Annotated in this window: 25 protein-coding genes; 15 read left to right on the top strand and 10 right to left on the bottom strand. The window is 29.7% G+C overall.

What is annotated here, in order from left to right:
- Positions 1-14: 14 nt before the first annotated feature.
- Genes AC5SLL_RS05810 through AC5SLL_RS05820 form a run of 3 tightly spaced genes read left to right on the top strand, consistent with a single transcriptional unit; the run spans position 15 to position 3,590 of the window.
- Positions 15-1,460: a TrkH family potassium uptake protein gene (locus tag AC5SLL_RS05810; protein ID WP_494586433.1), complete on the top strand. Its 1,446-nt coding sequence runs from the start codon at positions 15-17 to the stop codon at positions 1,458-1,460.
- A 2-nt stretch (positions 1,461-1,462) separates the two neighbouring features.
- On the top strand, positions 1,463-2,839 hold the full coding sequence (locus AC5SLL_RS05815) for an AmpG family muropeptide MFS transporter (protein WP_494586434.1): 1,377 nt from the start codon (positions 1,463-1,465) through the stop codon (positions 2,837-2,839).
- Positions 2,829-3,590, top strand: a complete 762-nt coding sequence (locus tag AC5SLL_RS05820) for a C40 family peptidase (protein WP_494586435.1) — start codon at positions 2,829-2,831, stop codon at positions 3,588-3,590. Before AC5SLL_RS05815 ends, AC5SLL_RS05820 begins: the two co-directional genes overlap by 11 nt.
- Here the strand turns inward: AC5SLL_RS05820 and AC5SLL_RS05825 are convergent.
- Positions 3,587-4,483 carry a prephenate dehydrogenase gene (locus tag AC5SLL_RS05825; protein ID WP_494586436.1) on the bottom strand — a complete coding sequence of 299 codons (897 nt, stop codon included), beginning with the start codon at positions 4,481-4,483 and terminating at the stop codon, positions 3,587-3,589. The genes AC5SLL_RS05820 and AC5SLL_RS05825 overlap by 4 nt on opposite strands.
- A 2-nt stretch (positions 4,484-4,485) precedes the next feature.
- The gene (hisC, locus tag AC5SLL_RS05830; protein ID WP_494586437.1) at positions 4,486-5,568 is read right to left on the bottom strand and encodes a histidinol-phosphate transaminase; all 1,083 of its coding nucleotides are present in this window, start codon (positions 5,566-5,568) and stop codon (positions 4,486-4,488) included.
- Positions 5,569-5,757: 189 nt separating this feature from the next.
- Between hisC and metX the strand changes: the two genes are divergently transcribed.
- The 12 genes from metX (at position 5,758) to AC5SLL_RS05890 (ending at position 14,790) form a co-directional block, all read left to right on the top strand.
- Complete coding sequence (gene metX / locus AC5SLL_RS05835; RefSeq protein ID WP_494586438.1) at positions 5,758-6,876, top strand: homoserine O-acetyltransferase MetX; 1,119 nt, start codon at positions 5,758-5,760, stop codon at positions 6,874-6,876.
- A 2-nt stretch (positions 6,877-6,878) separates the two neighbouring features.
- On the top strand, positions 6,879-7,475 hold the full coding sequence (metW, locus tag AC5SLL_RS05840; RefSeq protein WP_494586439.1) for a methionine biosynthesis protein MetW: 597 nt from the start codon (positions 6,879-6,881) through the stop codon (positions 7,473-7,475).
- Entirely contained in the window at positions 7,476-8,195 is a 720-nt protein-coding gene (gene gloB / locus AC5SLL_RS05845; RefSeq protein WP_494586440.1) for a hydroxyacylglutathione hydrolase, read from the top strand. It abuts the gene before it with no gap.
- 64 nt (positions 8,196-8,259) lie between these two features.
- Positions 8,260-8,664, top strand: coding sequence for a 50S ribosomal protein L21 (gene rplU / locus AC5SLL_RS05850; protein WP_494586441.1), 405 nt, complete (start codon positions 8,260-8,262; stop codon positions 8,662-8,664).
- Positions 8,665-8,676: 12 nt separating this feature from the next.
- On the top strand, positions 8,677-8,931 hold the full coding sequence (gene rpmA, locus AC5SLL_RS05855; protein ID WP_006997689.1) for a 50S ribosomal protein L27: 255 nt from the start codon (positions 8,677-8,679) through the stop codon (positions 8,929-8,931).
- Positions 8,932-8,960: 29 nt separating this feature from the next.
- Positions 8,961-9,944, top strand: coding sequence for an Obg family GTPase CgtA (gene cgtA / locus AC5SLL_RS05860; RefSeq protein WP_494586442.1), 984 nt, complete (start codon positions 8,961-8,963; stop codon positions 9,942-9,944).
- Positions 9,934-11,040, top strand: a complete 1,107-nt coding sequence (proB, locus tag AC5SLL_RS05865) for a glutamate 5-kinase (RefSeq protein WP_494586443.1) — start codon at positions 9,934-9,936, stop codon at positions 11,038-11,040. Before cgtA ends, proB begins: the two co-directional genes overlap by 11 nt.
- 1 nt (position 11,041) lies before the next feature.
- Positions 11,042-12,292 carry a glutamate-5-semialdehyde dehydrogenase gene (locus tag AC5SLL_RS05870; RefSeq protein ID WP_494586444.1) on the top strand — a complete coding sequence of 417 codons (1,251 nt, stop codon included), beginning with the start codon at positions 11,042-11,044 and terminating at the stop codon, positions 12,290-12,292.
- Positions 12,273-12,806, top strand: coding sequence for a nicotinate (nicotinamide) nucleotide adenylyltransferase (gene nadD / locus AC5SLL_RS05875; RefSeq protein ID WP_494586445.1), 534 nt, complete (start codon positions 12,273-12,275; stop codon positions 12,804-12,806). Before AC5SLL_RS05870 ends, nadD begins: the two co-directional genes overlap by 20 nt.
- Before the next feature lie 17 nt (positions 12,807-12,823).
- Entirely contained in the window at positions 12,824-13,174 is a 351-nt protein-coding gene (gene rsfS / locus AC5SLL_RS05880) for a ribosome silencing factor (RefSeq protein ID WP_494586446.1), read from the top strand.
- The gene (locus AC5SLL_RS05885; RefSeq protein WP_494573016.1) at positions 13,171-14,310 is read left to right on the top strand and encodes a S41 family peptidase; all 1,140 of its coding nucleotides are present in this window, start codon (positions 13,171-13,173) and stop codon (positions 14,308-14,310) included. The genes rsfS and AC5SLL_RS05885 overlap by 4 nt, the downstream gene beginning before the upstream one ends.
- Positions 14,311-14,790, top strand: a complete 480-nt coding sequence (locus AC5SLL_RS05890) for an RNA pyrophosphohydrolase (RefSeq protein WP_494586447.1) — start codon at positions 14,311-14,313, stop codon at positions 14,788-14,790. It begins immediately after the preceding gene.
- Here AC5SLL_RS05890 and atpC read toward each other — a convergent pair.
- The 8 genes from atpC to odhB form a co-directional block, all read right to left on the bottom strand.
- On the bottom strand, positions 14,780-15,172 hold the full coding sequence (gene atpC / locus AC5SLL_RS05895; RefSeq protein ID WP_271516187.1) for an ATP synthase F1 subunit epsilon: 393 nt from the start codon (positions 15,170-15,172) through the stop codon (positions 14,780-14,782). The two genes, AC5SLL_RS05890 and atpC, sit on opposite strands and share 11 nt — an antisense overlap.
- Positions 15,172-16,590, bottom strand: coding sequence for a F0F1 ATP synthase subunit beta (gene atpD / locus AC5SLL_RS05900; RefSeq protein ID WP_271516186.1), 1,419 nt, complete (start codon positions 16,588-16,590; stop codon positions 15,172-15,174). The genes atpC and atpD overlap by 1 nt, the downstream gene beginning before the upstream one ends.
- 2 nt (positions 16,591-16,592) lie before the next feature.
- Positions 16,593-17,468, bottom strand: a complete 876-nt coding sequence (locus AC5SLL_RS05905; protein WP_494586448.1) for a F0F1 ATP synthase subunit gamma — start codon at positions 17,466-17,468, stop codon at positions 16,593-16,595.
- A gap of 3 nt (positions 17,469-17,471) precedes the next feature.
- Positions 17,472-19,007, bottom strand: coding sequence for a F0F1 ATP synthase subunit alpha (gene atpA, locus AC5SLL_RS05910; protein ID WP_271520261.1), 1,536 nt, complete (start codon positions 19,005-19,007; stop codon positions 17,472-17,474).
- A complete protein-coding gene (gene atpH / locus AC5SLL_RS05915) occupies positions 19,008-19,565 on the bottom strand; it encodes an ATP synthase F1 subunit delta (RefSeq protein ID WP_494586449.1) in 558 nt (185 codons plus the stop codon).
- Between the two features lie 110 nt (positions 19,566-19,675).
- Entirely contained in the window at positions 19,676-21,631 is a 1,956-nt protein-coding gene (gene priA / locus AC5SLL_RS05920) for a replication restart helicase PriA (RefSeq protein ID WP_494586450.1), read from the bottom strand.
- A 22-nt stretch (positions 21,632-21,653) separates the two neighbouring features.
- Entirely contained in the window at positions 21,654-23,054 is a 1,401-nt protein-coding gene (lpdA, locus tag AC5SLL_RS05925; RefSeq protein WP_494586451.1) for a dihydrolipoyl dehydrogenase, read from the bottom strand.
- Complete coding sequence (gene odhB, locus AC5SLL_RS05930; protein ID WP_494586452.1) at positions 23,055-24,332, bottom strand: 2-oxoglutarate dehydrogenase complex dihydrolipoyllysine-residue succinyltransferase; 1,278 nt, start codon at positions 24,330-24,332, stop codon at positions 23,055-23,057.
- Positions 24,333-24,334 lie beyond the last annotated feature (2 nt).

Raw genomic sequence — 24,334 nt, forward strand, 5'->3', positions numbered from 1 at the left:
AATGTTCTTTCAAAATGTCTAATTATAAAACAGTTTTTTTCACCTTGGGTGTTTTGCAAATTATTCTTGGAATTTCCATGATGATACCAATTCTTGCTCAATTTATTTATTCAGAAATTGACTCCTCATTTATTGGGGGGTCTATAATTTCAATCATATTTGGTGTTTTATTTTTTTTATCTAACCTTAATCACGATAAAAAACTAAATCTACAACAAGCTTTTTTATTAACTGCTCTTTCTTGGTTGAGTATTGCAATATTTGGTTCTTTGCCTTTTATCTTTTCCTCTTTAGAGCTTTCAATAACAGACTCTTTTTTTGAAAGTATGTCTGGTATCACCACTACCGGATCAACAATTATATCTAATTTGGATGAAGCTCCTAAATCAATACTATTATGGAGAGCCATGCTTCAATGGCTTGGTGGAATTGGTATAATTGTAATGGCAATAACACTAATGCCAATAATGAACGTTGGAGGAATGCAATTATTTAAAATTTCTAGTAATGACTCATCAGAAAAAATTTTACCAAAATCAAAAGAAATTTCCCTAAGGTTAATTTATGTTTATTTAAGTTTAACTTTTCTTTGTGCTTTTGCTTATTCTATTTTTGGAATGAGTATTTTTGATAGCTTAACTCATTCAATGACTACAATAGCAACTGGTGGCTTTTCAAACTACAATAAGTCTATTGGACATTTTAATAGTTTATCAATCGAAATATCATCAATGATTTTTATAATTTTGGGTAGCTTACCTTTTATTGCCTATATAAAATTTTTAAATGGTGATAAAAAAATTTTTATTTCTGATGTGCAAATTAGATCATTTTTAAAGATAATTATTTTTTCAATTATTATACTTTTTATTTATTTACTTTTTCAAAATAATAATTTTTCTCTAACAAATTTAAGGGTAATCTTTTTTAATGTAATTTCGATTTTAAGTGGCACAGGTTATGTGACAGGAGAGTTTGATGGATGGGGTAATTTTCCACTAATTTTCTTTTTAACACTGATGTTTATTGGTGGATGTGCTGGTTCTACAGCATGTGGAGTTAAAATTTTTAGAATCCAAATTTTATATTTGTTCATAGTTAATCAACTAAAAAAAATTATTTATCCTAAGGGTGTTTTTATAATAAAATATGACAAAAATAATGTTGATGATAAATTTATGGCATCCATTATTTCTTTTATATTTCTTTATTTGGTTATATTTTTTTTAATTACAGCTTTTCTATCTTTAAGTGGTTTGGATTTTATTACCTCAATTTCAGGAGCTGCAACATCAATATCAAATGTTGGTCCTGGATTAGGCTCAATAATTGGCCCAAATGGTAATTTTTCAAGCCTACCTGAAATTTCTAAATGGATTTTAACACTTGGAATGATATTAGGTAGATTAGAACTTTTTGCTATACTGGTATTATTTCTACCTTCCTTTTGGAGAAATTAATTATGATTGAAATTAAAAAACAATCACTCTCAGAAACATTCTCTATCTATTTCGATAAAAGAATGCTCAGAATATTATTATTAGGTGCAATCTCTGGATTCCCGTGGGTATTAATTGGGAGTAGTTTAAGTCTGTGGCTTAAAGAAGATGGATTAAGTAGATCAACAATTGGATGGGCTGGTTTAATATTTGCAGTATATGCTTTTAACTATTTGTGGGCTCCTTTAATTGATAGATTTCAAATACCTATCCTTACAAAAAGAATAGGTCATAGAAGAGCTTGGATAGTCATTATGCAAATTATAATCCTAGCTTGTTTATGCACATGGAGTGTTTTAAACCCAACAGAAAATCTAACTCTATTAATTACTATTGGTTTAATTATTGCTACTGCATCTGCCACTCAAGACATAACTGTAGATGCTCTAAGAATAGAGCAAATAGGAAAAAATGAGGACAAATCAATGGCTGCGGGCGCTGCAGTCTCTGTTGTTGGTTGGTGGAGCGGTTATAAGTTAGGTGGCGTGGTTGCACTATTTACAGCTCAATTCTTTGAAAACATTGGTATTTCTAATTATTGGCAAATGACATTTTTAATTCTAGGTATGTTGATTATTCTAATGAACATTGGTTTAATGTTTGTACATGAGTCAATTTCAACAGAACGAAAATCTAAACAAAAGGAAATTGATTTATTAATACAAAATAAAATTGGTTCAAAAAATATCATTAGTAACTTTATTTCTTGGATAGGAAGCACAATGGCTGGTCCTATAATAAGTTTTTTTAAGAATAATGGATTTTCCATAGCAGTTGGTATTTTAAGCTTTGTATTTTTATTTAAGATTGGTGAAGCATTTTTGGGGCGAATGTCGATTGTTTTTTATAAAGAAATTGGTTTTTCAAAAGGAGACATTGCAATTTACTCAAAAACTCTTGGTTGGATTACTACTGTAGTCTTTACATTGTTGGGTGGTCTTTTTGTAATTCGGTCTGGAGTTCTTAAAGCAATGTTTTTAGCTGGAATTTTAATGGCATCAACGAACCTATTATTTACATTACTTGCTTGGAGTGAAAAATCAGAGTTACTCTTTGCTTTTGCAGTAATTTTTGATGATATAGCTGCAGCATTTGCAACAGTTGCCTTTGTTGCTTTTATTTCTTTATTAGTGGACAGAACCTATACGGCAACACAGTATGCATTGCTTGCCTCAATTGGTACCGCTGGTAGAACTACACTAGCCTCTTCTTCTGGTGCGTTAGTAGATTGGTTAAATGGAGACTGGGGTATCTTTTTTATATTAACTGCTCTTATGGTTATACCATCTTTAATTTGCTTATGGTTAATTAAGAGTAAACTTAAATTAAATGAAAAATAATAATCATTTTCTAACTAATTCTTTACTTAACATATATGAAAGGCCTTCAAAAAAATCATCTATAAGTTCACAAATAATTTTTGGAGAAAAATTTATAATTCTCTCAAAAAATAAAGGGTGGCTTAAAATAAAAACAGCATGTGATAATTATAAAGGTTATATCAGGAATCCTCAATTTATAAAAAAGTTTGAACCAACTCATAAAATATTTAAACTTAAAGCAAAAATTTATAAAAAGAATAAAAAAAATAAATTTAGTCCAACTAAAAATTATTTAACTTTCTCCTCTCAAATTAATATATCAAAAAAGGAAAAATCTTTTGGAGAATATAATAAAAATAAATGGATAAAATTAGCTGATACAAAAATTATATCCCATATAGAAAAAAGGTTTGTTAAAATATTTAAAATTTTTTTAAACACTAAATATATTTGGGGAGGAAAAAGCTATAAAGGTTTAGATTGCTCAGCCTTAGTACAGTTATTCTTTTTATATAATAGAAAATTTTACCCACGAGACACCAAAGATCAAATAAAGTATTCACCAAAAAAATCTAAAAATCAAAAGTTTAGTAAGGGTAATATTATTTTTTGGAAAGGTCATATCGCTGTATGTATTAGTAACAAAGAATTAATTCACGCTTATGGTCCTGAAAAAAAAGTAATAATCATGCCAATTAATAAAACAATTGAACGAATTAAAAGAACAGCAGGTCTTGAGGTTAAAAAATTATCCTCTATAAAAATCTAACTTCTTCCAAAATCAGGTTTATTGATATCTTGTTTTAATCTAATTATTTTTTTTCTAACCTTTTTTGTATCAACTAACTTTTTAATTATAGATTGATTATTTTTGGATTGAATATCTTTCTTAAAAGCCTTTAAATTTTTAATGAATAAATCAATAACTTTAGATATATTTTTTTGATTATTGAAAAAAATATCTCTCCACATAATTTCATTTGAGGCAGCAATTCTTGAAAAGTCCCTTAGACCACCTGCACTAAACTTGATTAATTCATACTTTTGTTTTTTTTCAAAGTCTGTTGCAGTCTTTACTAAATTATAAGCAATTAAGTGGGGTAAATGACTGGTCATTGAAAAGACAATATCATGTTTTTTTGAATTCATTACGGAAACCTTGGATCCAATTTTTGTCCAGAACTTTCTTAGTATTGAGAGATGTTTTTGATTGGTATTAATTTCTTTTATAAGAATACACCATTTGTTTAAAAATAAATCTTTTTTACCATGTTCTGGACCACTAACTTCTGAACCTGCTATTGGATGACTAGAGGTCCATGAAATTCCTCTCTTTAAATTTTCCTTAATTACATTATGAGATTTTTCCTTACTTGAACCAATATCTGTAATAATTGTTTTAGGTAGTAAATATTTATTCAATTTTAAAATGATTCTTTTATATTCACTAAGTGGTGTGCAAACTATTATCAAATCTATATTTGGTACTATTTTTTTGAAATCAGTTGTTGTAGTACAGGGTAATTTTAGTTTCTTAATTTTTGATAAATTAAATTTTGATTTTTCATACACAAAGATGTTCTTAGCAACTTTATAATGTGAAATAGCTCTTAATACAGATGAGCCAATTAAACCACAACCTATAATTAAAATATTTTTCATAATCAATTAAATATATCTATAATTGCTTTTATAAATTTTTCATTTTTTACTTTTGAACCAATAGTTAATCTTAATTTATTTTTTATATTATAGCCATCCTCAGTCGATCGTAATATAATTCCTTTTGATTGTAGTTTATTAAAAACAAAGTTTGCTGAATATTTACATTTATCAAAACTTAGTAATAAAAAGTTAGCTGTAACTTCATTGGAAAAAATCTTCCAATTTTCTAAAAATTTCTTAATCTTATTTGCATAGAAGATGTTGTGTTTAACAGATCGATTAATAAAACTATTATCTTTTAAAGCTTCTATTGCCGCATTCTGTGCAATTTGATTAACATTAAATGGAGGTCTTATTAAATTCATTGCACGAATTATTTTTTTATTTGCATGCCCCCAACCTACTCTCAATGAAGCTAATCCGTAAATTTTTGAAAATGTTCTTATAACAACAACATTGTTGGTATTCTTAAATAGGTCTAAGCTTGGTTTATAATCTTTATTTTTCATATATTCGAAATAAGCATCATCTAAAACTAGCAAAATATTCTTATTTAATTTTTTTCTTAATTCTATTAATTCTCTTTTACTTAAATAGGTTCCAGTTGGGTTATTTGGGTTTGCAATAAATACTAATTTAGTTTTTTTAGTTACTTTTTTAATTATTTCATCGACCGAAACTCTAAAATTTTTTTCTTTAGAAAAAACTACTTTTGCTCCTACGATTTGAGCATAAATTCTGTACATTAAAAAACTATATTGTGGAACAATCACCTCATCCAACGGTTTCAGATATAATTGACAAATCATTTGAATGATTTCATCTGAACCTGCGCCACATATTATTTGATCTAAATTGCACTTATATTTTTTTGCAATCTCCTTTCTTAAATTTGTAGCTTTACCATCTGGGTACTTCGAAATTAACAAGCTTTTATCTTTCAATATTTTTGATACTCTTGGGCTTACCCCGAGTGCAGACTCATTTGCTGATAGTTTTATTGGGTTTGAAATTTTACTTATATTTGACCTACCAGGCTTATAAGCTTCTATTTTAAATATTTTAAATTTTGGAATTGTCATTTTATAATTTTATTCACTTTATAAATAAAATACTAACTTTTCATATAGAATAAGTCATTTTTAAAAAAAATTGACATAAGAAATACTATCTAGTACAAAAAATATGCGCTGATTTAACTGAATTGCGAGCGCTTAAAAAAACCGCTAAATAAGTTTTTTTGTCTCCCAATTCAAATTTAGCTAATATTTATGATTAAAGATTTAGGTATAAAAAAACTTATAATTGATAAACCATTAAAATTGGACTGTGGTCAAACTATAAATAATTATTCTTTGGCCTATGAAACCTATGGTTCCTTAAATGAAAAAAAAGATAATGCTATACTTGTGTTTCACGCATTGACAGGTGATCAATTTGTAACAGGAATTAATCCAATTACAAAAAAAGAAGGTTGGTGGTCGTATGCTGTTGGCCCTGGTAAAGCTATTGATACGAATCAATTTTTTGTAATTTGTGCAAATGTTATTGGTGGCTGCATGGGCTCAATTGGTCCTAATGAAATTAATTCCAAAACAAATAAAAAATATGGAACTAGCTTTCCTGTTATAACTATTAACGACATGGTTAATGCACAATTTAACTTGTTAAATTTCTTTAATATTAAAAAATTATTTGCTGTTATTGGTGGATCTATGGGGGGAATGCAGACACTACAGTTCGTTAGTAATTTTCCTGAAAAAGCAAAAGTAGCAATACCAATTGCTTGTACTGCAAGTCATTCAGCACAAAACATAGCTTTCAATGAACTTGGTAGACAATCAATTATGGCAGACTCTAACTGGGACAATGGAGACTATTCTAATAAAGATAAAAGTCCTGATAAAGGATTGTCAGTAGCTCGAATGGCTGCACATATTACCTATCTATCAAAAAATGGGCTTCAAGAAAAATTTGGAAGAAAGCTCCAAGAAAGAGATGATTTAAAATTTGGTTTTGATGCTGATTTTCAAATTGAAAGTTATTTAAGATACCAAGGATCTGTATTCGTTGATAGATTTGATGCAAATAGCTATCTATATATAACAAGAGCAATGGACTATTTTGATCTTATCAAAGAGCATAATGGAAATTTATCTAAAGCATTTGAAAACACTAAAACAAAATTTCTTGTTATATCCTTCACTTCCGATTGGCTTTATCCCACTTCTGAAAATAAAGAAATTGTTATTGCATTGAATGCTATAGGTGCTGACGTTGGATTTGTTGAGATTGAGTCTGATAAAGGTCACGATTCATTTTTATTAAAAGTCCCTAAATTTTTAAATACCTTAGGTGATTATATTAAAACAGCTTATTCTAAGAGTTAAATATGAAACAAGAGTTTAAAATAATATCAAATCTAATTAATAAGAATACTAGAGTTCTGGATGTGGGATGTGGCGATGGTACGCTAATGGAATATCTGAAAAACAGTAGGAAAATAGATATTAGAGGAATAGAAATTTCAAAAAATAATGTTCAAAAATGTTTATCAAAAGGATTAACAGTTATAGAGGGAGACGCAGAGAAAGATCTCTTGCAATTTCCAGATGGTTCTTTTGATTTTGTTATTTTAAGTCAAACATTACAGGCATTTCTTACTCCTGAAATTGTTATAAAAGAATTATTACGTGTTGGGAAAAAAGCTGTTGTTACTATACCTAATTTTGGTTTTTGGAAAGTCAGACTTCACTTATTGCTTAAAGGAACAATGCCAATAACAAAAAACCTACCTGACGAATGGTATAATACTCCTAATTTACATATGTGCACATTGAAAGATTTTTATAATTTTTGTGAAAATCGAAATATAAAACTAGATCAATCAATAGCTTTAAAAAATGAAAAAATATCAAATATAAATAAATTAAATCTAAATATAAAAAACTTATCAGCAGAATTGGGTATTTTTTTAATTGAAAGATAAATGAAAATTCAAATAATACCCTGTTTACATGATAATTATTCTTATCTTGTTATTGATGAAAAAAATAACATAGCTTGTGCTATTGATCCCAGTGAAGCAAAACCTATAATTAAATACTTAGAGAAAAAAAATATTAATTTAAAATATATACTCAATACTCACCATCATTATGATCATGTGGGTGGCAATCAAGAGTTAAAAAAAAAATATAATGCTCGTGTTATTGGATACAGGGGAGATAAAGATAGAATTCCAGAAATAGATACTCTTGTTGATGATCAAGAAATATGGAAGCAGGAAAGTTTTGAGGCCAAAATAATTCATATACCAGGTCATACTCTTGGCCATGTATGTTTTTATTTTTTCAATGAGGAGGCTGCTTTTACTGGAGACACTCTTTTTTCTTTAGGGTGTGGAAAAATTTTTGAAGGAAGTTATGCACAAATGTTTAATTCTTTAATGAAAATTAAAGCACTTCCATTAAAAACTAAAATTTACTGTGGACATGAGTATACTAAACAAAATGCTAAATTTTGTATAACTCATGACAAAAATAATGAAAATCTTAAAAATAAAATAAAAATTATAGATAAAAAATTAGAAAATAATTTACCCACTATTCCATCTACAATTAAAGAAGAGCTAGATTGTAATATTTTTCTTAGATCTAATAAAGTTGAAACGTTCTCAAAATTGAGAGATTTAAAGGACAATTTCTAACTTATTCACGCTTGACTATGATTTGCGCGAGACTATATTGCTCATTATAAAAAAAGATAAAACAATGTCATACGCTATAATACAAACAGGTGGAAAACAGTACAAAGTTAAAGCTGGTGAGATACTTAAAATCGAAAGATTAGAGGACTCAAAGCCCGAGACTAAAATTGAATTTAAAGAAATCTTAGCTTACGGTGATGATAAAACTATTGAAGTTGGTTCTCCTGTAGTAAAAGGAGCAAAAGTTGAGGCTGACCTTGTTGAAAATGGTAAAAATAGAACTGTTTTAATCTTTAAGAAAAGAAGAAGACAAAATTCAAGAAGAAAAAATGGACATAGACAACAGTTTTCATTAATTAGAATTAGCAAAATTTTTTCAAAAGATGGTAAAGTTTTATCTGAAGCAGGAAAAATGATAAAACCAACTAAAAAAGTTGAAAAAGTAGAAGCAGAAGTAGCAAGTAAATAAATTAGGTAAATTATGGCAACAAAAAAAGCAGGTGGATCATCAAGAAACGGACGAGACAGTGCTGGTAGAAGACTGGGCGTTAAAAAATATGGTGGTGAAGTAGTAATACCTGGAAACATAATAGTAAGACAAAGAGGAACAAAAATTTTTCCTGGTGAAAATGTAGGTATGGGTAAAGATCATTCTATTTTTTCTGTTGTTGAAGGTAAAGTTGTTTTTAAAAAAGGTAAATCAGACAGAACATTCGTTTCAGTAAAACCCAATTAGTAGTACAACTAAAAACAGAGAGTTGTATTATGAAGTTTCTTGATCAAGTTAAAATTTATGTAAAAGCAGGCAATGGAGGACATGGCTCTCCAAGTTTTCGACGTGAAAAATTTATTGAATACGGCGGACCTGATGGTGGTGATGGTGGCAAAGGTGGCTCTATAATTTTAAGATCTGAAAGAAATTTAAACACACTTATTGATTACAGATTCCAACAACATCATAAAGCTGAACGTGGAGAAAATGGATCAGGACAAAACCGTACAGGTCGTGGCGGTGATGATTTATTTTTAAAAGTACCAATAGGAACACAAGTTTTTGAGGAAGATAATAAAACTTTAATTTTTGACTTTAAAAAAGAAGGTGAAGAATTTGTTGTTGCTAATGGTGGCAAGGGTGGACTTGGAAATACAAGATTTAAAAGTTCTACTAATAGAGCACCAAAAAAATTCACTAAGGGTGCAATAGGAGAAGAATATATAATTTGGTTACAATTAAAAACTATTGCAGATGTTGGGATAGTGGGATTACCTAATGCAGGTAAATCAAGTTTATTAGCTGCCATTACAAATGCAATGCCAAAAATAGCTAACTATAAATTTACGACATTAAACCCAAATTTAGGAGTTGCGAGTTATGATGATAAGGAAATTACATTAGCCGATATTCCAGGTTTAGTTGAGGGTGCACATGAAGGAGTGGGATTAGGCATTCAATTTTTAAAGCATATAGAAAGGTGTAAAACTTTAATGCACTTATTAGATATTACTAACCAGGATCTTGAAAATACCTACAAACAAGTTCGAACTGAACTTGGTAGCTATAGTAAAGATTTACTAAATAAAAAGGAATTAATTGTATTAAATAAAACTGACTTATTAGAAAAAAAAGAAGTAAGTCAAATTTTAAAAGAATTTTCTAAAAATAAAAACTCAGAAGTTGTTATACTTTCAACACTCGATAAAGAATCAATATCTCAAATAAAAGCTAAATTACTTTCATATGTATCTTGAAAATTCAAAAATTATTGTAGTTAAGATAGGCTCATCTTTACTGATAGATGATAATAAAAAAATAAGAAATAAATGGTTATCTGAATTTGCTAAAGATATTAAAGAACTAATAAAAAAAAATAGAAAAGTAATTATTGTAAGCTCTGGTGCAATTGCCATGGGTTGCAAAAAACTCAACATAAATAAAAAAAATCTTAAAATTGATAAAAGCCAGGCTGTTGCATCAATTGGTCAAATAGAGTTGATGAATTTATTTTCAGGAACTTTCTCAAAGTTAAAAATTAATATTTCTCAGATTCTTTTAACACTAGAGGATACTGAACAAAGAAGAAGGGCTTTAAACGCAAAAAGAACTTTTGATAATTTATTTGAGTTAGGCTTCATACCAATTGTAAATGAAAATGATACAACAGCAACAACTGAAATAAAATATGGTGACAATGATAGGTTGGCATCAAGGGTTGCTCAAATATCTAGAGCAGACACACTTATATTGCTTTCAGATGTTAATGGTCTTTACACTCAAAATCCAAAAATTTTTAAAAACGCTGAACTTATTAAAGAAATAAAAAATATTGATAAGAATGTTGAAAGAATAGCCACTAAAAGTATTGGTGATCTTGGTACAGGTGGAATGAAAACAAAAATTGATGCTGCTAAAATTTGTCAATTGTCAGGTTGTAAAATGGTAATCGCAAACGGTTTATTGAATAGACCTATAAAGAAAATAATTGAGGAAAATAATTGTACGTGGTTTCTACCTAAAGTTTCAAAATTAGATGCTAGAAAAAAATGGATCATTAGCTCTGTCTCACCAAAAGGAGCTCTTATTATTGATGATGGTGCAAGACAAGCACTCACAAATGGTAAAAGTTTATTGGCTGCTGGCGTAAAAAAAGTAACTGGTAATTTTAAAAAAGGTGATCATATAAAAGTTTTAGACAAAAATAACAATGAGTGTGCTAGAGGACTTAGTTCATTCTCGTCTGATGAAATAGAACGAATTAAAGGTTATCACTCAAGAGAAATAGAAAAAATATTAGGATATGTTGCAAAATCAGAAGTTATACATAAAGATGATATAGTGGAAATATAGAATGAACAAGATTATGAATTCACTTGGTCAAAATGCTAGAAAGGCCATCCTCAACAAAATTGATACACAAACTAAAAATAAAATTTTAAATAGATATGCTTTACTGCTTGATAAAGAAAAAAACTCTATAATCAGGGCTAACCAAAAAGATATCAAATTTGCTAAAAAAAAAGGCTTAAAGAATAATTTAATAGATAGGCTTACGATTGATCATAAAAAATTAGTTGGTATAAAAAAATCTATTGAAAAAATTGTAAAAATTAAAGATCCGGTTGATTATATATTAGAAAAATGGCGTAGACCAAACGGCTTAACAATAAGTAGGGTGTCTGTACCCATAGGTGTATTGGGTATAATTTATGAAAGCAGACCTAATGTTACATCTGATGTTGCAAGTTTATGTTTTAAATCTGGGAATGCAGTAATATTAAAAGGTGGCTCAGAAGCTATAAATACTAACAAAATTTTAGCAAACTTATTTAGAAAATCACTAAAAGAAAATAAAGTAGATCAAAATTTTATCCAATTTATAAACTCCAAAGATAGGAAAATAGTTGATTACATGCTTTCAAAAATGAAAGATTATATAGATGTGATTATTCCACGTGGAGGAAAAAATTTGGTTAAAAGAGTACAAGAGTCCTCAACTGTACCTATCATTGGACACTTAGAGGGTCTTTGTCATACATACATAGATAAAGATGCTGATCTTAAAATGGCAATAGACATTGTTTATAATGCAAAGTTAAGGAATACTAGCATTTGTGGTGCTACGGAAACAATTTTGATGCACCAAAAAATAATTAAAAAATTTTGTAACCCAATTTTAAAAAAATTAGAAGAAAACAACTGCAAAATTTTTGGAGATTACCTTATAAGAAAAAATTACAAAGGAAAAATATATCCTGCAAAAGATAAGGATTGGTCTACAGAGTATTTATCGGCAATTGTTTCAGTAAAAACTGTCAAAAATTATAAAGAAGCAATAAAGCATATTAATAAATATGGAACTATGCACACTGACTCTATTGTTACAAAAAATAAAAAAACAGCCAATCAATTTTTAAAAAATATTAAAAGTTCTATAGCTATGCATAATACTTCTACACAATTCGCTGACGGTGGTGAGTTTGGTTTTGGTGGTGAGGTTGGTATTTCTACAAACACTTTACCTCCAAGAGGTCCCGTTGGGCTTGGGCAGCTTGTTTCATATAAATACGAAATAGTTAGTAATGGTAAAATTAGAAAATAACAAAAAAATAAAAGTTGGAATATTAGGAGGTACATTTGATCCTGCTCACAAAGGGCACTTAGAAATTTCAAAACTGGCAAAAAAATTACTTAATCTAAAAAATGTCATTTGGGCGATTACTAAACAAAATCCATTCAAAGATATTAGTAAATCAAATTTAAAAAATAGAATCCAATTTGCAAAAAAACTAATTGCAAAAAATGATTTCATAAAAATAAGATTTTATGAAGAAAAGATATCCTCTAATAGAACTATTGACCTTATCAACTATCTGAAAAAAGATAAAAAATATGAGCTATATTTTATTATGGGTGCTGACAACCTTATTAACTTTCATAAATGGCACAAGTGGAAATCTATTGTGAAAAAATGCAATCTCTTAGTGTTCGATCGACAAGGATACAAGGCTAAATCTTTAAAGTCAGTCACTTATAATGGTGTGAATAAAAAAAGATTATCATTTATTAAATTTAAGAAGGTTAATATTTCATCTTCTCAATTAAGAAAAGTTTGATAAGGTAAAATATATTAATGGAAAAAAACTCAGATTTAAAAAACTTAATTTTAAAAACACTAGATTCCAATAAAGCCTTAGATATTGTTTCAATTGATCTTAAAAATAAAAGTTCAATGGCCGACTACTTAATCATAGCAAGTGGTACTTCATCTAGACACATTCAAGCTTTATCAGAAATGGTACTGGAAAAATTAAGATCTAATGGAGTTAAAAATTCTAAAATTGAAGGAAAAGAAAGTGGAGATTGGAAATTGGTCGATGGTATTGATTTAATTGTCCATATATTCCATCCTGATAAAAGAAAATTTTATGAACTTGAAAAAATTTGGTCCGAAGTAATTCCCAAAGAAAAAGTGATGATATGAGCCTAATCAAAAAGATACCTTTTTTTGTTTTAGTTTTCTTATTTATTTTTCAAAAAAGTTTTTCTGATAACTCCGAGATTTATAAAAAAATTGATTTATTTGGTGAAGTTCTTGAAAAAATAAATGATGAATACGTTGATGAAATTGATCAGTCACAAAGTATGGATGCTGCCATAAACGGTTTATTACAATCTTTAGACCCTTATTCCGCATATATGACGCCTGAAAGCTTTGAAAGTATGCAAACTGAAACAAGCGGAGAATTTGGTGGTTTAGGTATTGAAGTAGGTATGGAGGCAGGTGTTGTTAAAGTAATATCGCCAATAGATAATACTCCCGCTTCAAAAGCTGGCTTAAAAGCTGGTGACTATATTGTTAAAATTAACGATACTCAAGTTCAAGGAAAGTCTTTAACAGAAGCTGTTGAGTTAATGCGTGGACCTGTTGGTTCAAGTATAGAAATAACAGTTAGAAGAAGAGGAGAAAAAAAAGCATTAATTTTTAATATCACAAGAGAAATAATTGAAGTTCAATCTGTAAAATTTGAACTTTTAGAAAATAACATAGGTTATATAAGATTAACTTCTTTCAATGAAAATAGTAGCTCACAAGTGAAAGAAAAAATTGAAAAACTAAATAATAATAAAAAGCTTAAGGGATATATTTTAGATCTAAGAAATAACCCAGGTGGATTACTTTCTCAGGCAATTAAAATATCTGATTTTTTTTTAGAAAATGGTGAAATTGTATCAACGAAAAGTAGACAGCCATCTGAAAATCGAAAATGGTTTGCAAAAAAAGGCGATTTAACTGATGGAAAAACTGTATTAGTTCTCATTAATTATGGATCGGCTTCTGCGGCTGAAATAGTAGCTGGTGCATTAAAAGATCATAAAAGAGCAATTATTGTAGGTGAAAATAGTTACGGGAAAGGATCGGTGCAATCAATAATACCTCTTAAGAATAAAGGCGCCATAAGATTAACAATTGCAAAATATTATCTTCCATCTGGAAAATCTATTTCAGAAGTTGGCGTAACTCCTGACATTGAAGTTGTAGAAGGTTCTGATGATTTTAAGATCAATTCAGAAACTGATAACCAGTTAAATTTTGCTATAAAACTACTTAACGGATAAATGACAAGCGCTAATTTAGACCTCCCTTTACGAAGTGGAGTTGGCATTGTTGTATTAAACAAAGAAAATAAAGTTTTTGTTGCAAAAAGAATAGATAATCAAAAAAATTTTTGGCAAATGCCTCAGGGTGGAGTTAACAAGGGTGAAAATTATTTGGATGCTGCTTATAGAGAATTAGAAGAAGAAACTAGTATAAAAAATGTTGAACTAATTAAAGAGTGTGATGGATTAATCTCTTATGAATTACCAAAAAACTTACTTGGAATTATCTGGAAAGGAAAATATAGAGGCCAACAACAAAAATGGTTCATAATGAGATTTTTAGGTCAAGATAATCAAATAAATATTAAAACTGCACAACCTGAATTTTCTGAGTGGAAATGGATTGAGCTTGAAAAAATAACTGACTTAGTTGTAGATTTTAAAATGCATGTTTACAGAAATATCCAAGACCAAGTAAGAAAAATTATTAATTTATAGTTTTTAAAACTTCAATTTTTTGATCAACTAAGTATTTATTTTGATCCGTAATGTCACTATTTTTTGAATTTTCTTCTGCTTGAGTAAGTAGTTCACTAATTTTATTTTTATCAATATCTTTGATATTAAAAATTGAACTTGTTAGAACTGATAAATTATTATTCTTAAATTCAACAATTCCATCCTCAACATAGTAATTATCCTCTCCTGATTTAGAAAAGATTTTAATAATCCCTGGCTTTAAAAATGAAATAATTGAGATATGGTCCTTTAAAATCCCCATTTCTCCCTCAAAAGCAGGTACAACAACTTCTGTTACATCTTCTTTTGTAAGAAAAGATTTTTCTGGGTTTACAATTTCTATTTTGAACTCTTCACTCATTATGCGGCAGCATCTTTCGCCATTTTTTCTGCTTTTTCTACAGCTTCTTCAATTGTACCCACCATATAAAATGCTGCTTCTGGTAAATGATCATACTCACCATTACATATTGCAGCAAAACCTTTAATTGTAGATTCTAAATCTACTAATTTGCCTGGAGAACCAGTAAAGACTTCAGCAACAAAGAAAGGTTGTGATAAAAATCTTTGTATTTTACGTGCTCTAGCTACTGTTAATTTATCTTCTTCAGATAATTCATCCATTCCTAAAATCGCAATAATATCTTGTAGTGACTTATAAGTTTGAAGAACTTTTTGCACTTCTCTGGCAACTCTGTAATGCTCATCACCAACTATTCTAGGATCTAAAATTCTAGAAGTAGAATCTAGTGGATCAACTGCCGGATAAATTCCAATTTCAGCTATCTGCCTCGATAATACAGTTGTTGCATCTAAGTGAGCAAAAGATGTTGCAGGTGCGGGGTCAGTCAAGTCATCTGCTGGTACATAAATTGCTTGTACAGATGTAATAGAACCCTTGTTAGTAGTTGTAATTCTTTCTTGAAGGTTACCCATATCTGTTGCAAGTGTAGGCTGATATCCAACTGCTGAAGGAATTCTTCCTAATAGTGCAGAAACTTCTGAACCTGCTTGAGTGAATCTAAAGATATTATCAACGAAGAATAATACGTCTTGTCCTTCTTGGTCTCTAAAATATTCAGCTACAGTTAAACCTGTTAAGGCAACTCTTGCTCTAGCTCCTGGGGGTTCATTCATTTGACCATACACTAGTGCAGCTTTTGATCCTGGGCCTTCTGGCTTAATAACGCCTGAGTCTATCATTTCGTGATAAAGATCATTTCCTTCTCTAGTTCTTTCACCAACACCAGCAAACACAGAAAAACCACCATGGGCTTTTGCTACGTTGTTAATTAATTCCATAATAAGTACTGTTTTACCAACACCCGCACCTCCGAATAAACCAATTTTTCCTCCTTTGGCGTATGGTGCTAATAGATCAACTACTTTAATTCCTGTAACTAGAATTTCTGTCTCTGTTGACTGATCACTAAATTCAGGTGCAGCTCTATGGATCGGCCATTTCTCTTTTGTTTTTACTTCACCTTTTTCATCAATAGGTTCACCTATTACATTTATAATTCTTCCTAAGGTCTCTGGACCAACTGGAACTTGGATGGGAGCACCTGTTGCGGTTACTTCGTCTCCTCTTTTTAATCCTTCAGTAGCATCCATTGCAATAGTTCTTACGCTTGATTCACCAAGGTGCTGAGCAACTTCTAAAACTAATCTGTTGTCTCCATTTTTACATTCTAATGCTGATAAAATTTCTGGCAATTCTCCATTAAATTTTACGTCTACTACTGCTCCAATGATCTGTGTGATTTTTCCTTTGCTCATAATTATAAACTTTCCGCTCCTGATATAATTTCAATTAGTTCTTTTGTAATAGCTGCTTGACGACTTCTATTATACTCAATAGTTAGCTTGTCAACCATTTCACCTGCGTTACGGGTTGCATTATCCATTGCACTCATTCTTGAGCCCTGTTCGCTAGCTGAATTTTCTAACATCGCTTTAAAAATCTGAGTAGATATGTTTTTAGGCAATAAATTGCTTAAAATTTCATCTTCATCTGGTTCAAATTCATAATTATCCTCAGAAGAATTTTCTTCTGCTTCAGATGTTTTTAAAGGAATTATTTGTTGTTCTTGAGGTATTTGAGTAATTACATTTTTAAATTTATTATAAAAAATTGTACACACATCAAATTCTTCTTTTTCAAAGTTTTCAATTATCATTTTACCCACTTTTTCAGCATCTAGATAATTAATAGTTTTTGAATCTTTAAAAGATATTCTTTCTACGATATCATTTTTATAAACTCTTTTTAATTGATCATACCCTTTAGAGCCAACTGTTATAATCTTTAAAGTTTTTCCCTCATCAGATATTTTTTGAAAATATGCTTTGGCTTTTTTAATAATATTTGTATTAAAACCACCACATAGACCACGATCAGATGTTAACACAATACATAAATGCACTTTATCTTCACCTGTTCCAGAAAGAAGCTTAGGGGCATTTTCTTTATCAGAAATGCCACTAGATAAATTAAGAATAATGTTATTCATTTTTTCAGAATAAGGTCTTCCTTTTTCAGCATTTTCTTGTGCTCTTCTAAGTTTAGCTGCCGCAACCATTTTCATGGCTTTGGTAATTTTTTGTGTAGACTTTACACTCGCTATTCTTTTTTTTAAGTCGTCTAGTGTTGCCATATTTTAAGAATTAAAGTTCTTCTTAAGTTCAATGATAGTTTCAACTAATAATTTTTCAGTATCTTCTTCAAGTTTACCTGAACTTAAAACAGACTCTAAAATTTCTGGTTTTTCAGATTTACATTTTTCAATAATCTTAGACTCAAACTCAGCAATATCTTTAAGTTCAACATCATCCAAATAACCTTTAACTCCACAGAAAACTGAAATTACTTGCTCAGCAACTGTCATGGGAGAATATTGTTTTTGTTTTAAAAGTTCAGTTAGTTTTGAACCTCTATTTAAAAGTTTTTGTGTTGATGCATCTAAATCAGATCCAAATTGTGCAAAGGCAGCCATTTCTCTATATTGAGCAAGCTCTAACTTCATTGAACCAGAAACTTTTTTCATTGCTTTTGTTTGTGCTGCAGATCCAACTCTAGAAACTGATAGACCTACGTTGATCGCTGGTCTAATTCCTTGGTTAAATAATTCTGTTTCAAGAAATATTTGACCATCTGTAATTGATATAACGTTAGTTGGAATAAAAGCAGATACGTCTCCACCTTGCGTTTCAATTATTGGAAGAGCGGTTAATGAACCTCCGCCATGCTCATCACTAAGCTTGGCTGCTCTCTCAAGCAATCTGCTGTGTAAATAAAATACATCTCCTGGATAAGCTTCTCTTCCTGGAGGTCTTCTTAATAAAAGTGACATTTGTCTATAAGCTACAGCCTGTTTAGATAAATCGTCATAAATGATTAATGCATGCATACCATTATCTCTATAGTATTCACCCATAGTACAGCCTGTATATGGTGCTAAAAATTGAAGTGGTGCTGCATCTGAAGCAGTAGCAGCAACAATTGTTGTATATTCCATTGCACCTGCTTCTTCTAAAGTTTTTTGAATTTGTCTAACTGTAGATCTTTTTTGACCTATAGCGACATAGATACAGTAAAGTTTTTGCTTCTCATCACCAGATTCATTTATTTTTTTTTGGTTAATGATCGCATCGATAGCAACTGCAGTTTTTCCAGTTTGTCTATCCCCAATAATTAATTCACGCTGTCCTCTTCCAACTGGAACTAAACTGTCAATTGATTTTAAGCCTGTTTGCATAGGTTCACTAACAGATTGTCTTGGAATAATTCCAGGTGCTTTTACTTCAACTCTGCTTCTTTTAGTTGCTTTATCTAAAGCACCTTTGCCATCGATTGGATTTCCTAATCCATCAACAACTCTTCCTAATAATTCTTTTCCAACCGGTGTATCAACAATACTTCCTGTTCTTTTAACAACGTCGCCTTCTTTAATTTTTCTATCATCTCCAAAAATTACAACTCCAACATTTTCGCTTTCTAAGTTTAGAGCCATGCCTTTTGATCCATCGGAAAATTCTACCATTTCTCCCGCTTGAACATTGTCTAATCCGTACACTCTAGCAATACCATCTCCTACTGACAAAACTTGACCAACTTCAGTCACTTCTGCTTTATCCCCAAATTTTTTAATTTGCTCTTTTAATATCTTTGTTACTTCTGATGGGTTTATATCCATTTATGCCTCTATCATCCTATTTTCGATTTGTTGTAATTTATTTTTAATGGAAGTGTCCACCATTGTGCTTCCAACTTGCACAATCAAACCCCCAATTAAACTTGCATCATGTTTGTAGTTTAATTTTATTTTTGAACTAAAGTTTTTAGTCAATTCTTCTTTTATGTTGTTAATTTCCTCTTCAGTAAGATCTTTTGCAGAAGTTAATTCTGCTTTTAATTCACCTCTTTTAACTGAACATGTTTCAACAAAGCTTTTTAGAATTTTATCCACATAAAAGAATCTTCTTTTAGATATTAGAAAGTTTAAAAATTTTGTTAATAATTCATTTATTTTATATTGTTCTGAAATTTTACTTAGAGCATTCAATTGATCTTCTTTGCTATTTGTTGGATCCTTTATTAAAGATTTAAAATCTTCACTTGAAGCAATTAAATTAATAATTGAAGTAGAATGAACCTCGATCTCACTTAAATTATTAGCTTCTATTGCTAATTCATAAAGTGCAAGAGAATATCTATCAGCTGATGTTTCAGAAAAAACTTTATTTTTGCTCAATTTATTGTTCCTTATAAATATTAGAAGATTTATTAAAATTTTGTTTTAATTAACATATGACTCCTACCTCTTCAAGTCACACATTGTCTAAAAGTCTTGTTTTTTCAGTATTAATTGAAGTTTATTGGGTCAACATCAACCGTTAGTTTCATTCCAGCAGGAAATTTGAATTTTTCAATGACTTTTGAAAGTGAATTTTGAACTTTTAAAGATTTTCTACCCCTAATCAAAAGCCTTACTCTAAATCTTCTTTTTAATCTAAATATAGGAGCGTTTACAGGTCCAAGCACTCTACCATCAACAGCATTTTCTATAAAACTTTTAAACTTATAAGCTTCTTTTTCAAGTTCTCTTTCATTGTTACCAGTAATTATTAAGGCAATAAATCTTTGAAACGGCGGAAGGTTATTTTCTCTTCTAATTTCAAGTTCTTTATCTAAAAATATATCAGGATCTTTATTGGTAATATCAGTAATCATTTTGGTATTTAGATTGTAAGTTTGAAAATAAACAGTTGCTGCTTTTCCTGTTCTACCTGCTCTTCCTGAAAGTTGATGATATAACTGTAAGTTTTTTTCAGCACCTCTTAGGTCATGACCTTGTGATGATAAATCAATATCAACTACTACTATACAATTTAAGCTTGGAAAATGAAACCCTTTAGAAATTAATTGAGTCCCAATTAAAATTTGGATTTCATTATTTATAATTTTTTCTATAACATCCAAAGAACTTTTTTTATTCATTGTATCACTGGAAAATATAGTTGTCTTTTGAGTGGGAAAAATTTTTTTAACCTCTTCTGATATTCTTTCAACACCAGGACCACTAAAAATAAAATCACATTTACCCTCTTTAGAGCAATCTCTATTTAGTAAAGCTTTATAGCCACAGTAATGACATAACAAATTTTGTTTGTTTTTATGATATACCAAATTTATTGAGCAATTTGGACATGAATAGCTAGTAAAGCATTTTTTACATAAAACATGTGGGGAAAATCCTCTTCTATTTAAAAAAAATAAAACTTGGTCTTTTTTTTCAAGATGTAAATTTACTTTTTCAATTGTTTCTTTAGATATCCAGGATTGAGATTCAAGTTTAGAATTATTTAGATTAATTATTTCATATTTTGGCAAAGATGCATTTAAATACCTTTGATCAAGTTTTGATAAACTATATTTGCCTTTTTTAATATTGTCATAAGTTTCAATAGATGGAACTGCGGTTATTAAATTAATTGGAATATTTTCAAAAGATGCTCTTGAAATTGCCATGTCTCTAGCATTGTAAGTTACTCCCTCATCTTGTTTGTAAGATTGATCATGCTCTTCATCAACAATAATTAATCCTAGTTTTTTAAAAGGTAAAAATAATGAAGATCGAGCCCCAATTACAACTTTAATTTTATCATTTGCTATTCCGCTCCAAATAATTTCTTTATTTTTTTTGGTAATGCCTGAGTGCCATACAGCCGGCTTGAAACCAAAAAATTCTATAAATTTATTTTGAAACTGTCCTGTTAATCCGATTTCTGGTAATAGAATTAATCCTTGAAAACCCTTATTAATTATCTCTTTTAAAGCCTCAAAATAGACCATTGTTTTACCTGAGCCTGTAGTGCCTTGTAAAACATGAACTCTAAATTTTTGATTTAATACATTCATTTTTTTTAATGAATTTTTTTGTTCTTTGGAAAGTTTTATTTTATTTTCTTTGATATCTATTTTGAATGTTTCATATGCTTCAATTGGTAACTTTTCTATGGCGCCACTACTTAATAATAATAATTTTAATGCCATACCTTTAGGCGTCATATTGTATTCTGAAAACCAGTTTAGGAATTTAATTATATTTTTCTTTAAGGGTGGAACATCTAATTTCCTTAAAACTTTTTTAATTGCAAAATTTTTATTTGTTTTTTTTTCAAAGTCATCCCACACAACTCCAGTCACCTCTGACTTTCCAAAAGGTACCAGCACATAGTCTCCAACTTTTAAAGTTAAATCAGAATTGTAGGTAAAAGGATGATTAAAAATATTTGGTATAAGAATCGGTACTTTCATATCTTTATAATATGAAAATATTTTAAGAGTGTATTGCTCTTTTATCTACTGATAAAGCTGCTTCTTTTACTGCTTCTGAAAATGTTGGGTGTGCATGACATGTTCTTGCAATATCTTCAGCGCTAGCACCAAACTCCATTGCAACTCCAATTTCCCCAATTAATTCACCTGCATGAGGTCCAATAATATGTGCTCCTAAAACTCTATCTGTTTTTTCGTCAGCTAGGATTTTAACAAAACCTTCTGCTTCATCAATTGCTTTGGCTCTTGAATTTGCCATAAATGAAAATTTACCAATTTTATATTTAATATTTGCTTCTTTTAATTGTTCTTCTGTTTTCCCAATTGAAGCAACCTCTGGTGTTGTATAAACAACTCCAGGAATAATATCATAATTAACATGTCCTGATTGTCCTGCAATATTTTCTGCAACTGCAATACCTTCGTCTTCAGCTTTATGAGCAAGCATCGGTCCATCAATTACATCTCCAATAGCATATACATTCTTAATATTTGTTTGAAATGCTTTGTCAGTTTTAATTCTTTTCTTTTCATCTAATTCAACACCAATTGCTTCTAAATTTAAGTTAGTTGTATTAGGTTTTCTACCAACAGATATAAGAACCACATCACATTCAAAATCTGCTTTTTTTCCATCTTTATCAGATGTTGAAACTTTAGCACCATTAGCATTTTTTTTAATTCCTTCTACTTTCGTCTGCATATGAAAATTAATTCCTTGTTTCTTTAATATTTTCATAAACTCTGTAGATATTTCTCTATCCATACCAGGAGTAATATGCTCTAAAAATTCAACTACATGTACTTCTGCACCCAATCTAGACCAAACAGACCCCATCTCTAATCCTATATAACCACCACCAACTACAACCATTTTTTTTGGCACAGTTTCTAAAGTTAATGCTCCTGTTGAAGATACAATTATTTTTTCATCAAATTTAATACCTGGTAATGCAACTGGCACCGACCCTGTACTAATTACTGTTTTGTCTGTTTCAATTATGGTTTCTTTTTTTTGATCATCTAATATCGAGATTTTATTTGCTGATTTAAAGCTTCCAGTGCCTTTAAAATAAGTGACTTTATTTTTTTTAAATAAAAACTCTACGCCCTTAGTCAAAATTGTCACCGCTTTATCCTTATTTTGCATCATTTTTTGAAGATTAAGTTTTACCCCACTCACCTCAATGCCAAGTTTAGATAAATTTTGCGCCTTATGATAATTTTCAGAAATATTTAGTAAATTTTTAGAAGGTATACACCCAACATTTAAACAAGTTCCACCTAATGAGCCTCTTGATTCTATACATGCAGTTTTAATTCCCAATTGCGCTAATCTTATTGCACACACATAACCTCCCGGACCACCACCTATTACAACTGCTTGGAATTTATCTGACATTTAAATATTTAAAAACAACCTTCTTGGATCCTCTAAATTTTCTTTAACCATTTTTAAGAACGATACTGACTCTTTTCCATCTATAATTCTGTGATCATAAGACAAAGCAAGATACATAATGGGTCTAATTTTAATCTCACCATCAACTACCATTGGTCTTTCAACTATATTATGCATACCTAACACACCAGATTGAGGCAAGTTTAATATTGGAGTAGATAACATCGAACCATAAACTCCACCATTACTAATTGTAAAGGTTCCACCCTGAAGGTCCTCTATGGTTATTTTTCCATCTCTTGCTTTTTCAGAAATAGTTTTAATATTTTTTTCAATATCTGCAAATGATAACTGATCAGCATCTCTTAATACCGGTACCACTAATCCCTTTTCAGTTCCTACTGCAAAGCTCATATTGTAATAATTTTTATAAATAATTTCATCTCCATCAATTTCAGCATTAACTGATGGATACATTTTTAGTGCAGCAACACATGCTTTTACAAAAAATGACATAAACCCTAATTTAATTCCATACCTGCTTTGGAAATCTTCCTGGTTCTCTTTTCTCATTTCCATTATACCGGTCATATCAACTTCATTAAATGTTGTTAATAATGCTGCATTTTCTTGTGCTTGTTTTAATCTTTTTGCAATTGTCTGTCTAAGCCTAGACATTTTAATTCTCTCTTCTTGACCATATTTAATTTTTCTTTCTGATGGCTGAGGGTTTTCTCCCATCATGCTAATTAGATCACCTTTAAGAATTCTACCTTCTTTACCAGAGCCACTAACTTTTTTTAAATCGATTTTATTTTCAACTGCCATTTTTCTTACAGCTGGTGAAAGTACTTCATTATTTTTATTTGAAGAATCGGTTTTTTCTTCTTTAACTTCATTGGTTAATATTAAAGGTTCTTCCTCTTCAGGTTCTTCAAAAACTTTAAGAATTTCTTTTTTAATTTCTAAATTAACTACATTATTTTCAGTTTTTTTAGGTTCAATTTTTGTAATTATTTTTTTTTCAGATGGTTGAGTTCCATTTTGACTTATCGTACCAAGAAGAGCTCCCACTTCTACGGTTTCACCATCTTTTGAATTTATTTCAGATAAAACTCCATCTATTGGAGATGGAACTTCTAAATTAACTTTGTCAGTTTCTAACTCTACAATTGCTTCATCGGCTTCAACTGTGTCACCTTCATTTTTAAGCCATTTAGCAACTGTTGCCTCTGTTATGCTCTCACCCAAAACTGGTACTAAAATTTTTTCACTCATTT

It is taken from the genome of Candidatus Pelagibacter sp. PS_43, assembly GCF_059417795.1.

Coding starts and splice junctions, on each gene's coding strand:
- AC5SLL_RS05810 (WP_494586433.1), top strand. CDS start 15: ATGTCTAATTATAAAACAGTTTTTTTCACCTTGGGTGTTTTGCAAATT.
- AC5SLL_RS05815 (WP_494586434.1), top strand. CDS start 1,463: ATGATTGAAATTAAAAAACAATCACTCTCAGAAACATTCTCTATCTAT.
- AC5SLL_RS05820 (WP_494586435.1), top strand. CDS start 2,829: ATGAAAAATAATAATCATTTTCTAACTAATTCTTTACTTAACATATAT.
- AC5SLL_RS05825 (WP_494586436.1), bottom strand. CDS start 4,483: ATGAAAAATATTTTAATTATAGGTTGTGGTTTAATTGGCTCATCTGTA.
- hisC (WP_494586437.1), bottom strand. CDS start 5,568: ATGACAATTCCAAAATTTAAAATATTTAAAATAGAAGCTTATAAGCCT.
- metX (WP_494586438.1), top strand. CDS start 5,758: ATGATTAAAGATTTAGGTATAAAAAAACTTATAATTGATAAACCATTA.
- metW (WP_494586439.1), top strand. CDS start 6,879: ATGAAACAAGAGTTTAAAATAATATCAAATCTAATTAATAAGAATACT.
- gloB (WP_494586440.1), top strand. CDS start 7,476: ATGAAAATTCAAATAATACCCTGTTTACATGATAATTATTCTTATCTT.
- rplU (WP_494586441.1), top strand. CDS start 8,260: ATGTCATACGCTATAATACAAACAGGTGGAAAACAGTACAAAGTTAAA.
- rpmA (WP_006997689.1), top strand. CDS start 8,677: ATGGCAACAAAAAAAGCAGGTGGATCATCAAGAAACGGACGAGACAGT.
- cgtA (WP_494586442.1), top strand. CDS start 8,961: ATGAAGTTTCTTGATCAAGTTAAAATTTATGTAAAAGCAGGCAATGGA.
- proB (WP_494586443.1), top strand. CDS start 9,934: ATGTATCTTGAAAATTCAAAAATTATTGTAGTTAAGATAGGCTCATCT.
- AC5SLL_RS05870 (WP_494586444.1), top strand. CDS start 11,042: ATGAACAAGATTATGAATTCACTTGGTCAAAATGCTAGAAAGGCCATC.
- nadD (WP_494586445.1), top strand. CDS start 12,273: ATGGTAAAATTAGAAAATAACAAAAAAATAAAAGTTGGAATATTAGGA.
- rsfS (WP_494586446.1), top strand. CDS start 12,824: ATGGAAAAAAACTCAGATTTAAAAAACTTAATTTTAAAAACACTAGAT.
- AC5SLL_RS05885 (WP_494573016.1), top strand. CDS start 13,171: ATGAGCCTAATCAAAAAGATACCTTTTTTTGTTTTAGTTTTCTTATTT.
- AC5SLL_RS05890 (WP_494586447.1), top strand. CDS start 14,311: ATGACAAGCGCTAATTTAGACCTCCCTTTACGAAGTGGAGTTGGCATT.
- atpC (WP_271516187.1), bottom strand. CDS start 15,172: ATGAGTGAAGAGTTCAAAATAGAAATTGTAAACCCAGAAAAATCTTTT.
- atpD (WP_271516186.1), bottom strand. CDS start 16,590: ATGAGCAAAGGAAAAATCACACAGATCATTGGAGCAGTAGTAGACGTA.
- AC5SLL_RS05905 (WP_494586448.1), bottom strand. CDS start 17,468: ATGGCAACACTAGACGACTTAAAAAAAAGAATAGCGAGTGTAAAGTCT.
- atpA (WP_271520261.1), bottom strand. CDS start 19,007: ATGGATATAAACCCATCAGAAGTAACAAAGATATTAAAAGAGCAAATT.
- priA (WP_494586450.1), bottom strand. CDS start 21,631: ATGAAAGTACCGATTCTTATACCAAATATTTTTAATCATCCTTTTACC.
- lpdA (WP_494586451.1), bottom strand. CDS start 23,054: ATGTCAGATAAATTCCAAGCAGTTGTAATAGGTGGTGGTCCGGGAGGT.
- odhB (WP_494586452.1), bottom strand. CDS start 24,332: ATGAGTGAAAAAATTTTAGTACCAGTTTTGGGTGAGAGCATAACAGAG.